Origin of the sequence: Arthrobacter sp. GAS37 (assembly GCF_044908325.1) — a bacterium.
GTDB classification, from domain to species: domain Bacteria; phylum Actinomycetota; class Actinomycetes; order Actinomycetales; family Micrococcaceae; genus Arthrobacter; species Arthrobacter ramosus.
The window spans coordinates 35,573-47,028 of record NZ_JBIYDB010000034.1 but is presented as its reverse complement, the minus strand read 5'-3'; the positions used below and the strand labels follow the sequence as shown (position 1 = coordinate 47,028).

Genomic DNA, 11,456 nt, shown 5'->3' with positions numbered 1-11,456 from the left:
CTCCACCCCCCCCGCTCCTGGGCCCCCCCCCCCCCCTCCCCTCCTTGCGGGTGTTGCCGCGCGGGGGGGGCCGCGCCCGGGGGGGCCCCCCCCCCCCCCCCCCCCCCCCGCCGTCGTACATGGTGAAACTACGGCAGGTGCCGTTCGTCCACGCCGTTGTATTCGCTGAGCGGACGGATCAGGGAATTGGCGGCGGTCTGTTCCATGATGTGTGCGGTCCAGCCGGTGATGCGGCTGGCCACGAACAGCGGGGTGAAGGTCGGGGTGTCGAAGCCCATGAGGTGGTACGTGGGCCCCGCGGGGTAGTCCAGGTTGGGCTTGATCGCCTTGGCCTCGTCCATGGCCTGTTCAAGACCGTTGTACAGGCCCAGGATCTCGGGCCGGCCGTAGTGGGCGATCATCTTGTCGAGTGCGGCCTTCATGGTGGGCACCCTGGAGTCACCGTGCTTGTAGACGCGGTGCCCGAATCCCATGACCTTCTTCTTCTGCGCCAGGGCATGTTCCATCCAGGTCTTCGCCCGGCCAGCGGCTTCCTCAAGTGATTCCTCGGTGCGGATGCCGATTTCCTCGAAGGTGTGCATGACGGCCTCGTTGGCGCCGCCGTGCAGCGGACCCTTGAGGGCGCCGATCGCCGCGGTGACCGCGGAGTGCAGGTCCGAGAGGGTCGAGGTGACAACACGGGCCGTGAAGGTGGACGCGTTGAAGGAGTGCTCGGCGTAAAGGATCATCGAGACGTTGAACGCTTTCACGACCTCGTCCACCGGATCCTCGCCGAAGGTCATCCACAGGAAATTCGCGGAGTAGCCCAGGTCGTCCCGCGGTGCCACGGGTTCGATGGCCTGTCCGTCCGCGCGCCGGCGGCGCTGGTCGTAGGCGACCACTGCCGGCATGGCGGCGAACAGGTCAATGGCCTTGGTCATGTTGGCCTCGGGCGTGGAAACCTCGGCCAGCGGGTGCCGTGCTCCGAGCACCGAAGCGGCCGTCCGGCAGACATCCATGGGGTGTGCTGTAGTCGGCAGCGTATCGATGACCTGCTTCACTACGGGGTCAAGGGCGCGGCCCGCGCGCTCGCGGGCTGTGAACTCTGCAAGTTCCTCCGGCGTGGGCAGCTCGCCGCTCCACAGCAGGAAGGCGACTTCTTCGAAGCTGCACTTGGCGGCGAGTTCCTGCACGGGGTAGCCGCGGTACAGCAGCGAGTTGGTGTCCGGATTGACCTTGGAGATCGCGGTGTAGTCAACCACGACGCCGGCCAGGCCCTTCTTGATCTCTTCAGCAGCCATGCTGAACTCCTTCGTTCATCGGCAAGCACTCCGGAACAGCCGGAGCGCCTGCATCCCTTGGTTGATCCAGTTACCGGCTGAGCCCAGGAATCTGGAAGTTGAAAACGCTCGTATCGAAGTGGTTGTAAGCCTCGTAGTCCACGAGGTCATAGAGGCGCGCACGGGTGAGCATGTTCTCCACCTGCGCCTCCTGCGTTCCTGTGGCCTTGATCGTTTCCAGCGTACGCTCTGCAGCCCCCATGGCAATGCGGAGCAGGGTGACCGGGTAGATCACCATGTTCACGCCGACCCCTTGGAGCTGTTCCACGGTGAATAGATCGCTCTTGCCGAACTCGGTCATGTTGGCCAGGATCGGCACATCCACTGCATCACGGATGGCTTGGAACTCGCTGAGATCCTTCATGGCTTCCGGGAAGATCGCGTCGGCGCCGGCCTCGACGAGTGCCCGCGCACGTTCCTGCGCGGCTTCGATGCCCTCGACGGCGCGGATGTCGGTCCGGGCCATGATGAGGAAGTTCGCATCGCGCCGGGCGTCGGCTGCGGCACGGATGCGCTTGGCGGCGGTGTCGACGTCGACCACGTTCTTGCCGTCCAGGTGCCCGCAGCGCTTGGGGTTGAACTGGTCCTCGATGTGGCAACCGGCCAGTCCGGCGTTTTCCAGTTCCTGGATGGTGCGGGCCACGTTCATCGGCTCGCCGAATCCCGTGTCCGCGTCCACGAGGCACGGGAGCTCGGTCATGCGGGCGATCTGGCCTGCCCGGGTGGCGACCTCGGTGAGCGTCGTGAGCCCGATGTCCGGCAGGCCGAGGTCGTTGGCGAGGACGGCACCGGAGATGTAGACGCCGGGGAAGCCCTTCTCCTCGATCAGGCGTGCCGAGAGCGGGTTGAACGCGCCGGGAAACTGGGCGATGGTCCCCGAAGCGAGCATCTCGCGCAGGGCGAGGCGCTTCTGCTCCGGCGTTGTCTTGGAATAGAGCATCTAGAACAGCCCCTTCGGCGCGGCGGCGAGGTCGATGACCCCGGGGGCGGCGGTGATGTTCAGCTGGTCCAGCTCGCCCGGGCCCAGGTCCGGGAGGGCTTCGGCGGCGGCGAGGAAGCGTTCGATCTCGGCTTCCTCGACGAGTCCGGCGGCGAGGGTGCGGAACTTGTCGATGTATTGCTGGCGGGCGAAGGGCCGGGCACCGAGCGGGTGGGCGTCGGCCACGGCGATCTCATCGGTAATGACCGTTCCATCCGTGAGTGTGATGACTACGGTGCCGCCGAAGGCCTTCTCCGCGATGTCCAGGGAGTGGTAGCGGCGGGTCCATTCGGGGTCTTCCACGGTGGTGACCTTGTGCCAGAGTTCCACGGTGTCGGGGCGGCCGGCGCGTTCGGTGCTGTAGGAGTCGACGTGGTGCCAGGAGCCGTCCTGCAGCGCGACGGTGAAGATGTACGGGATGGAGTGGTCCAGGGTTTCCCGGCTTGCGGTGGGCGAGTATTTCTGGGGGTCGTTGGCTCCGGAGCCGATCACGTAGTGGGTGTGGTGGCTGGTCTTGATCAGGACGGATTCCACGTTGGCCGGGTCCGTGGCCTCGGGATGCTCCTTGTGGAGTTTGCGGGCGAGGTCGATCCAGGCCTGGGCCTGGTATTCGGCGGAGTGTTCCTTGGTGTAGGTGTCAAGGATGGCGCGCTTGGGCTCCCCGGCTTCGGGCAGCGGGACCTCGTAGGAGGCGTCCGGGCCGTCGAGCATCCAGGCGATGACGCCGTCTTCGCCTTCGTAGATCGGCACGGGGGAGGTCTGGCCGCGCATGGCCCGGTCCGCGGCCTCGACGGCCATCTTGCCGGCGAACGCGGGGGCGTGGGCCTTCCAGGTGGAGATTTCGCCCTTGCGGGACTGCCGCGTGGCCGTGGTGGTGTGCAGGGCCTGGCCGACGGACTGGAAGATCGTTTCGACGTCCAGGCCGAGGAGGGTGCCGATGCCGGCGGCGGCGGAGGGGCCGAGGTGGGCTACGTGGTCGATCTTGTGTTTGTGCAGGCAGATGGCCTTGACCAGGTTCACCTGGATTTCGTAGCCGGTGGCGATGCCTCGGATCAGGTCCTTGCCGCTGGAGCCGACGTGCTGGGCCACGGCGAGGATCGGCGGGATGTTGTCGCCCGGGTGGGAGTAGTCGGCGGCCAGGAAGGTGTCGTGGTAGTCGAGTTCGCGGACGGCGACGCCGTTGGCCCAGGCGGCCCACTCGGGGGAGACCTTGTCGCTGATTCCGAAAACGGAGGAGCCCTTTCCGTTGGTGGTGGGCGCGTGGGTCAGGGCCTGCGCCCGGGCGGCGATGATCGGGGCACGGTTCAGGGAGGCAATGGCAACGGAGGCATTGTCGATGATCCGGTTGATGATCATTTCGGTGACCATGGGAGTCACGTCGACGGGGTCGGCGGCGACCGTGGCGATCTTGTGCGCCAGCTGCTCCTCACGGGCAAGGTTCTCTTCGCTCTTGTAGACGCGGACGTGGTTGTTCTTCACCATGGTGCTCCTTTAGTGAGGTGTGTGGGTGGCTTTGACGTGGGAAAGACTGCGGTGCAGATGAAGGGTGGTGGCGGCTTCGGCGAGCCGGGGGTTGCCTGCCGCGATGGCTTCGGCGATCGCGGCGTGCTCGGCCGCGGCGGCGTGGAGGCGTTCGGCGTCGTCGGCCGCGAGGCGGCGGACCCGCACCAGGTGGACGCGCAGGCTGCGCATGGCCTGGGCGAGGTAGGAATTGGAGATGGCTTCGTCGATCGCTTCGTCGAGCCTTCCCACCAGGGCGTAATAGTCGTGCCGGGCCGGGTCGCTGTTGTTGAGCATCTCCGGGGCCCGGAGGAGCTCTGCGTGGAGTTGGGCGAACACGGGGCGTTCACCGCGCTCCGCGGCGAGGGCGGCGGCCTTGCCTTCCAGGGTTTCGCGCAACTCGAACAGTTCGTCGATGTCCTCCAGCGAGATGTCGGTGACGACGACGCCGCGGCCGCCTGCCGCTGTCGTCAACCCTTCCGCGCTGAGCCGGCTCAGCGCCTCCCGGACAGGTGTGCGGGACACGCCCAGGCGTTCGGATTGTTCCACTTCCGCGAGGACCGTTCCGGGTGCCAGGCGCCACTCAATGATGTCTTCTCGCAGGGCCGCATAGGCTTTGTCGCTGGCACGCATGGACCCTCCTTCACTGAGCAGATGCCCTCAGTGTATACATAAACCGCGAACAGGCCTAGTTCTGGCCAATGAAAGGGGAATAGTTTCCGACTCATGTATACATAGCATCCGCGCATGCATCCTCGTTGCGAGACGGCCGCGCACCGCGGCTAGTGCGAGGGTGGAGTTAGTCCTTGAACGGTTGTTGTTTGGCGGCGATGGGGTGGGGCCGATCGCCCTGCTGCCGCCCTTGTCCTGCGAGACGGTTCGACGATCTGGAACTGGATGCCGATGAGCTCAACTATTGACTCCGCCTTATATTCAGTTACACACTAGCCTGTATCGAAATGGGCCGTCAATCGGTACGGCTGAAGCGAATCATTACTCTGTAAGGGCCAACTCTGGCCGGTACAAGATTGGGGATAATCATGAATGTTAAGCGTCTGCTGGCAGGGGGAGCCCTGGTCGGTGTGTTGACGATCGGCGCAGCTGCTCCCGCACTCGCAGGAACGATCACCAACGTCGGAGGCGGCACCTGGAACTATGGGACCGCGTTCCAACCACCGTGGTTCAAGAACGTCTGGTCTCACTACGTTCACCCAACCGCGTACCACTCCGCTACAGCTATTGGCGGCCCGAACAATGTCAAGGTCTATGCCAATGCCAATAACTGGGCCAACGCTGATACCCAGTGCGGCTCCGGCGAGAATGCCGCCCAATATTGGAATACCTACTGAGTAGAGCCGTCCCAGATGTGCAGATGCCGTCACAGCGGTTGTCGGTCGGCGGGTCCCCTTTGGGCCCGCCGACCCCTTTGTTTGTAGGCGGCGAACGGAAATGTCGAAGAGTTGAAGGTGTGGTGGGCCGATGAAACATGTCCTGCTGGGACTGGTGATCGTAGTGTGCGCTGCAACGTTTGGTGTGAGCGTCGTCAACGGAATCAATGAAGAACGCACGGCTGTAGCGCGCGCGGCAGCTGATGCCGGAAAGGCGTTTTCAGTCCCGAGCGATGCAGCGGATCCTGATGCAGTGCTGTCCGCGTTGAGAAGCGCAGCCGAAGCCACCCGCAGCAACGTTTTCAGGACGGTGGTCGGGGTGGATGAAAACGACCACGCGTTCGTGACTCAGTACGTGCTTTTGACCCAGCCGGATACTCGGGTCTTCGACGGGACCGCCCTCTCATCGGGGAGATTCCTTACCGTCCAAGAGTCGCAGGAAGGCGACGCTTCGGTCGCGTCATCGGACACCAGCCCGAACACGGTTGGTGTTCTGCGTGTCCTGGGGGCGGGAGAGCGTTTCTCATTCCGTCCATTACGGACAGCGTTCGACACGATGCCTGCGCCGGGAACCTACTATGCCGAGTGCGGGCCCGCCGGGTGCGCGGCCTTTATGGACGCTGCAGCTGCCGCGCTCACCACTCACATTGCCGGACGGACCTTCGTGGCCTCGGATTTGAGCGCACCGAATCCGCAGTTGGTTGTCCCGACAAATGTCCCGCCGGTCTACTTGCAACTCGCGGTTTTCGCCGGGCTTCTCCTCACCGCGGTGCTTGCTGTCTATCGACAGTTATACGAGGCAAAGAGAGCTGGCGCGATGCGCTTGCTTGGCTATGGTGCGACTAGGGTGTGGTGGACGATCACAGGGCGGCCAGTGATCATCGTCAGCACGGCTTCCGGCGTCGCTCTCGTTTCCATCTCGGCCCTTCTGCCTGGCGCGGACAGCGGATTCGCAGCAGTTGTGGTCCTCGACCAGATAATTGCCGTGGGCTTGCTCGCTGCCACCAGCTTGCTGACCATACCCTACGTGGCAAGGATGCGAGCCTCGGACGCGTTGAAGAACCGACGTGACACCAGAGCATTGTTTGGTGCAGGAATCGCATTGTCCGTTGTGACTTCGGCGGCCCTCGTAGTGGTCGCTGCGGGCGCCTGGTCCAACGTGGACGTGATTGACAATGAACGCGAATCGCTGCAACATTGGACCTCGACAACCGGGAACGGTGTTTTCGCTCCGGTGAGCAACGGCAACGATGCAGTGGACCTGCAGACCGGCCAGCCCGGTTCATCCATCGTTCAAGCCACAGACCTCTACGACGCACTCAGCGCCCGCGGGGCCCTGTATGTCTACGCCGGCGCATTCTCAAAGACAGCGCTCCAGCAAAGTCAACAGGCCGGCCAATACCGATCGATGCAGGTAAATCCTGCCTACCTCCGCACATACCCGATCCGTGACACAAACGGCCAGCCGATCACGGTGGATGAGAGTGAATCGTCGTGGATGTTGCTCGTGCCCGAGCAATTCCGCTCCCAGGAACAAGAGATCACTGCATATTTCCGGGCCCAACGCGATAGCGCACTCTCCGCCGAGAAGACGATCTTCCACCGCAATATAAGCGCGACAGCGCAGGATCTCCGCGTGCGGATCATCTGGACGGACAACGGCCAGCGAATTTTCACATTCAACCCCGACGTCGCCGCATCCTCCGGCGGCTCGGTGGAGGACCCCATCGTTGAAGTCATCACCCGGGCCAACAGCCTGGGCGTGGACCGGCTCAACGCCGTCACGGGTGACGCCAGTGCCGGACTGAAGGTCCCGCTGGTAGAAGGGAGCTCCCAGGCCACGATCACCGCCCTCCAGCCACTCCTCAAACGACTGAGCCTGGACGACAACCTGCGTCATCTGGTGACCATCAACGAATATCAGCTCGCCAGGATCGGCCACCTCCAGGAGAGCCTCCGCAACACCACGATCGTGCTGGCCGCTCTGGTGGTATTGCTGGTCATTGTCACCGCGCAGACTTTGACGATCGCGTTCGAGCGGTTCGCGCGCAAGATCATTGTCCGTGGCCTGTTCGGCCTGTCAACATGGAGGCGCTACCGCGAGTTCATCAAGCTTGGAGCAATTGTGTGGGCTGTCCAGGCCGGGCTCGGTTCCGGGCTGGTATTGGCCGGTTTCCGGCCGTTCTCCTATGCCGACACCGGGCCGCTCTCCACGCTCACCGCGGCTGTTGCCGTCAGCGCCGTTCAGGGCCTGGTCGCTGTCGGCGTCCTGTGGCTCACAGAACGGCGGCGCACTCCCAACATCCTGAAAGGGGAACTCTAATGTCCGACGTCGTATGCGAACTCCTGAACGTCCACAAAGGCTTCCGCGGCCATGAAATCATCTCGGACCTGAGTCTGAAGGTGCACTCAGGCGAAATCGTCGCCATTACAGGTCCAAGCGGAAGCGGGAAGACAACCGTCCTTAACATGCTTGGCCTGCTTGATCAGCCTGACAGGGGCGAGATCAAGTTATTCGGCCGCCGTGCCCCTCACCCGGGTAGCCGCAGCGCACGCTTACTCCGGAGGCTGCGCCTTGGATATCTCTTTCAGAACTACGCCCTCATCGACAACGCGACCGTGACCGAAAACCTCAAGATCGCACAAATCTACACCCCGGGAACACGCAAGGAAAAAAGCGGATCCCGCGCAATCGCGATGGAACGGGTAGGCCTCGACCTTGACCCGAATCGCAAAGTCTACGAACTCTCAGGCGGAGAACAACAACGTCTCGCCATCGCCCGCCTCATCCTCAAACCCTGCCAGATGATCCTCGCCGACGAACCAACAGGCTCCCTCGACAACGTCAACCGAGACCATGTCCTGGCCCTCACCAGAACCTTGGCCGAGGCCGGCAAAGCCGTCATCGTCGTGACACATGACGACTCAGTATCCGGACGAAGCGATCGACACATCACCCTCGGCGCCGCAAAGAGAAGCCCAGCCGTGTCAAGCCAACAGTGCGATCGGTCGTGATCTGCTGCTAGTAGGATTCCGTCACTCCACGACCGTCGATTGGAGGTAGCCCACTACGAATTGTGCGGTTTGCCGGGCGAGCCGGTCATCGGCGGACACCGCCACGGGCAGCAAGGTGCGAGCCAGGATAGGGCCAACAAGAAGGTCACACACCATATCGACATCGACGTTCCGGTCGGCCAACTCCCCGCGTTCGACGGCTGCAGCTATCACTCTGGCCACGTTCGCGCGACGCGGGCCCACGAAATCGTCACGGTACCTGTCGCGCACCCTCGGGTCCGTGCGAACCGACTCGAGAAGTCCTGGCAGATTGTTTCGGACAAGCGGAGAAGCGAACATGGCGATATCCTCGCGCTGGAGCTTCAGGAGATCTCCGTATAGTGAACCGGTGTCGACCGGCATGCCGGTTCCGAAACGGGCCGCAATGACCTCGAAAGCGAGATGGGCGATGCTGGGGTACCGGCGGTAGAACGTAGGCCTTGTCGTGCCCACCTCCGTGACGAGCCCGTCAATGGAGAGTCCGGAGAAACCATCGGTTACCATGATGCGCTCAGCGGCCTGGATCAGAGCTTCCGTAATGCCCGGGACGAAAGGGCGCCCTGTTTGATTATTCGTCACTGCGTAACCCTATCAAGCGCCCTCGGCGCAGACAGCCGGGAAATTGCTTCTAAAAATACAGATAGCTCTGTAACGTAGCAGCATGATTGGGGTTTTCATCGAGGAGGCTCTTGGGCCGGCGAACGGCCGCTACTTCGCTGCGGGTTACCGCCGGGTGTCACACCTGGTGGGAGCCTCCGGCCGCAGTAGACCAGGGCACCCACTCGAAGCCGTAGGTTCGGTTCTGTATCCGCGGGACTGGTCGACCAACCCAGACGGTAGTGCCCGCGTGGCACACCTGAGTTCCGTCGACGCGATCGTTCTTCCCTTGCTGTTCCTTGAACAATCGGACCCGGTCGACTTCCCAGGGGTGCTGGGAAACTGCTGGGTTCAGAATGTTGACTTGAGATCCGGCAGCGTGCCCTGGCTTGAACTGGACCGGGTGCCGCTTGCAGTCGAAATCGACGTTCACGGGCACACACTTCTGGTTACCGCGATGGTCGGAAACATCCGCGCCCGACTGACCCTGTCCACGCGGAATGCAACCGGCGACACGCGAAGCGAAACAGACGGGTCGCCGCCCGGTGGCAGCACGGTATATGGCGGGCTCTATAGGAACACAGCGTCGCGAACACTGCTCACCGCCTACGAAGCACCCCACCAAACTCTTAGCGCAGAGCATGAGTTTTCCAGCCCGGCCTCAGACGCGCGGACACCGGGAGGGTTGGAGTCAGCCTTCTGGCCCGCACTGACGGCCGTCGATTACCTGGTCACCATGGGACAGCTCACTCAGGTTGCAATCTACGAGTCAGCGCAGACGAGCAGATCAGCCGCCGGCAATCTGTGGATGCGCACCATGCAGCTCAGACTCCCTTCTCGTCCGACACGGGTGCCCGCATCTCTTCATACATCCACGCGTCTCGTTCGCGACCGCCCCGTTGCCCGAACCGGCCGGCAACTCCACGATGTGCTAGTCGACTCAAAGGCATCATCCGGGGTAACGGCACGGGCAGCGTTGGCCTACGAGGAAGGCCCTCAGCTGTGAGCAGATCGAATAACGTGTTGGGTGAGCACTCCGATGGCTATCCGGGCGGTGCCGGCGCCTTCGGGCACGACGCATCATCGAGCGGCGCCGCTCTCCAAGCCGCCGCCGAGATGCTCGCCGCGGAACCCTACATCACCGTCACACTTGAGCGGATCGCGTCGATCGTTCAGGTGCCGATCGAGAATATCGAGAAATGGTTCCCCACGATGCACGCGCTGGGAGCAGCTGTCCTGGATTACGAACGTGAATGCATGCGACGAAATCAACGGGAAGCAGCCCGACGAACCAGCAATCCTATCGAACGCCTGCTTTTCGTCTTTCGTTCCATCGGCGATGATCTGGCCAACGATGTTGTCGTCAGGGCTGGAGTCCGCCTGGCGGGTGAGTCCCGGCAACACTTTCCCGAACGACGACTCGATCCGTTCGCCGTCTGGCGTGACTTCGTGTTCAGACAACTCGATGAAGCCAAGAACAAGGGGCTGCTTCATGACAGGGTCAATCTCGACGAGACCGTTTGGCTCATCGTCGCTGCGGGCATGGGAACGAAGGACCTCTTGGCGTCCCGCAACGCCTGGACCGAGGCGCCCGCGAGGCTTGAGGCCACACTCAACACAATTCTCATGCTGGTCAGAAGCGAAACCTCGGTGGATCTCCGCGATGGGTGATGCGATCCGCGCCGAAAGCAGTCCGAAGTGCAGCATCCGCCCCTGTTGGGCCCGACATGGCTGAGCATCCGCAGCATGTCGTCGTGGTCACCGGCGCCACCGGAGGCATCGGCACGGCAATCGTCAAGCGGCTTATCGTTGGTGGCGCAGTAGTCATCGCTCACTACGAGAGCAATTCCGACCGGGCATCGAAACTTCAACGTGAAGTCCAGGAACTCGGCGGCGCATGCTCGATCGTGCAAGCTGACTTACGAACCGAGGAAGGAGTGGGTCAACTTGTGGATTCGGTCGACGATCTCCTCCGTTCGCAGCCGACGCAGGCTCTGCATGTACTCATCAACAATGCCGCGAAGCTCCTGGGCCCGTCGTTCTCCGACGCGACGCCGGCTCAGTTCGACGAATACTTTGCACTCAACGTGAAGGCCCCGTTCTTCCTAACACAGCGGCTCGCCACCCGTATGCACCCAGGCGGCAGTATCGTGAACATATCCTCTGCCGGCGCACACTTCTCAAGTCCTGGCGACATCGTCTACGCCATGAGCAAGGCCGCGATCGAGTCCCTCACAATGAACGCAGCAGAATGGCTCGCAACACGCGCGATCCGGATCAACACCGTAATTCCCGGGTTCACCGACAACGGGCATAATGCGTTCCGTATCGACCAGGTCCGTGAGTACTTGTCCACCTTCGCCGTGCTCGGCGGAATCAGTGACCCCGAGACCGTTGCCGAAGCCGTTGCGTTCCTACTCTCCGCTCACGCCTCCCGGACCACGGGCGCCACCCTTGACGTCAGCGGAGGAAGCACGCTGGGAGCCCGCCCGACACCACATCTCAGCCTGCGTGAAATGGCCGCAACCCGGAACATAGACCAATCAGGAACGGGCGGGAACCAGGGCGCTGAACGCTCGGATGAAGACGGCATCGTGTGCGAATAGGACGCGGGAGTTC

General features: G+C 62.9%; 10 protein-coding genes and 1 pseudogene. 6 read left to right on the top strand and 5 right to left on the bottom strand.

From position 1 onward, the window contains the following. Window positions 1–128: 128 nt before the first annotated feature. From ABH924_RS19870 to ABH924_RS19855, 4 genes and pseudogenes are all read right to left on the bottom strand, one after another. Window positions 129–1,280: a bifunctional 2-methylcitrate synthase/citrate synthase gene (locus ABH924_RS19870; protein WP_404501606.1), complete on the bottom strand. Its 1,152-nt coding sequence runs from the start codon at window positions 1,278–1,280 to the stop codon at window positions 129–131. A 70-nt stretch (window positions 1,281–1,350) separates the two neighbouring features. Further along, window positions 1,351–2,259, bottom strand: coding sequence for a methylisocitrate lyase (gene prpB / locus ABH924_RS19865; protein ID WP_404501604.1), 909 nt, complete (start codon window positions 2,257–2,259; stop codon window positions 1,351–1,353). Next, a complete protein-coding gene (locus tag ABH924_RS19860; protein ID WP_404501602.1) occupies window positions 2,260–3,780 on the bottom strand; it encodes an MmgE/PrpD family protein in 1,521 nt (506 codons plus the stop codon). It abuts the gene before it with no gap. Beyond that, window positions 3,725–4,431 (bottom strand): annotated as a pseudogene (locus ABH924_RS19855) (GntR family transcriptional regulator). Before ABH924_RS19855 ends, ABH924_RS19860 begins: the two are co-directional and overlap by 56 nt. Window positions 4,432–4,838: 407 nt before the next feature. On the opposite strand from ABH924_RS19855, the gene ABH924_RS19850 reads away from it, so the two are divergent. The 3 genes from ABH924_RS19850 to ABH924_RS19840 all read left to right on the top strand — a co-directional run bounded on the left by ABH924_RS19850 (window position 4,839) and on the right by ABH924_RS19840 (window position 8,201). Next, window positions 4,839–5,147, top strand: a complete 309-nt coding sequence (locus ABH924_RS19850; RefSeq protein ID WP_404501600.1) for a lactococcin 972 family bacteriocin — start codon at window positions 4,839–4,841, stop codon at window positions 5,145–5,147. Between the two features lie 130 nt (window positions 5,148–5,277). Continuing rightward, complete coding sequence (locus ABH924_RS19845) at window positions 5,278–7,509, top strand: hypothetical protein (RefSeq protein ID WP_404501598.1); 2,232 nt, start codon at window positions 5,278–5,280, stop codon at window positions 7,507–7,509. Next, on the top strand, window positions 7,509–8,201 hold the full coding sequence (locus tag ABH924_RS19840; RefSeq protein ID WP_404501596.1) for an ATP-binding cassette domain-containing protein: 693 nt from the start codon (window positions 7,509–7,511) through the stop codon (window positions 8,199–8,201). The genes ABH924_RS19845 and ABH924_RS19840 overlap by 1 nt, the downstream gene beginning before the upstream one ends. A 21-nt stretch (window positions 8,202–8,222) precedes the next feature. Here ABH924_RS19840 and ABH924_RS19835 read toward each other — a convergent pair whose 3' ends face one another. Further along, the gene (locus tag ABH924_RS19835; protein WP_404501594.1) at window positions 8,223–8,819 is read right to left on the bottom strand and encodes a TetR-like C-terminal domain-containing protein; all 597 of its coding nucleotides are present in this window, start codon (window positions 8,817–8,819) and stop codon (window positions 8,223–8,225) included. Window positions 8,820–8,901: 82 nt separating this feature from the next. Between ABH924_RS19835 and ABH924_RS19830 the strand changes: the two genes are divergently transcribed. Genes ABH924_RS19830 through ABH924_RS19820 form a run of 3 tightly spaced genes read left to right on the top strand, consistent with a single transcriptional unit; the run spans window position 8,902 to window position 11,443 of the window. After that, window positions 8,902–9,843, top strand: coding sequence for an AvrD family protein (locus ABH924_RS19830; RefSeq protein ID WP_404501592.1), 942 nt, complete (start codon window positions 8,902–8,904; stop codon window positions 9,841–9,843). After that, a complete protein-coding gene (locus ABH924_RS19825) occupies window positions 9,840–10,508 on the top strand; it encodes a hypothetical protein (protein WP_404501590.1) in 669 nt (222 codons plus the stop codon). The genes ABH924_RS19830 and ABH924_RS19825 overlap by 4 nt, the downstream gene beginning before the upstream one ends. 56 nt (window positions 10,509–10,564) lie before the next feature. Next, window positions 10,565–11,443: an SDR family NAD(P)-dependent oxidoreductase gene (locus tag ABH924_RS19820; RefSeq protein WP_404501588.1), complete on the top strand. Its 879-nt coding sequence runs from the start codon at window positions 10,565–10,567 to the stop codon at window positions 11,441–11,443. The last annotated feature ends 13 nt before the right edge of the window (window positions 11,444–11,456 follow it).

What these genes read in the sequence shown, in the direction of transcription:
- ABH924_RS19870 (WP_404501606.1), bottom strand. Translation starts at nt 1,280, where the DNA reads ATGGCTGCTGAAGAGATCAAGAAGGGCCTGGCCGGCGTCGTGGTTGAC.
- prpB (WP_404501604.1), bottom strand. Translation starts at nt 2,259, where the DNA reads ATGCTCTATTCCAAGACAACGCCGGAGCAGAAGCGCCTCGCCCTGCGC.
- ABH924_RS19860 (WP_404501602.1), bottom strand. Translation starts at nt 3,780, where the DNA reads ATGGTGAAGAACAACCACGTCCGCGTCTACAAGAGCGAAGAGAACCTT.
- ABH924_RS19850 (WP_404501600.1), top strand. Translation starts at nt 4,839, where the DNA reads ATGAATGTTAAGCGTCTGCTGGCAGGGGGAGCCCTGGTCGGTGTGTTG.
- ABH924_RS19845 (WP_404501598.1), top strand. Translation starts at nt 5,278, where the DNA reads ATGAAACATGTCCTGCTGGGACTGGTGATCGTAGTGTGCGCTGCAACG.
- ABH924_RS19840 (WP_404501596.1), top strand. Translation starts at nt 7,509, where the DNA reads ATGTCCGACGTCGTATGCGAACTCCTGAACGTCCACAAAGGCTTCCGC.
- ABH924_RS19830 (WP_404501592.1), top strand. Translation starts at nt 8,902, where the DNA reads ATGATTGGGGTTTTCATCGAGGAGGCTCTTGGGCCGGCGAACGGCCGC.
- ABH924_RS19820 (WP_404501588.1), top strand. Translation starts at nt 10,565, where the DNA reads ATGGCTGAGCATCCGCAGCATGTCGTCGTGGTCACCGGCGCCACCGGA.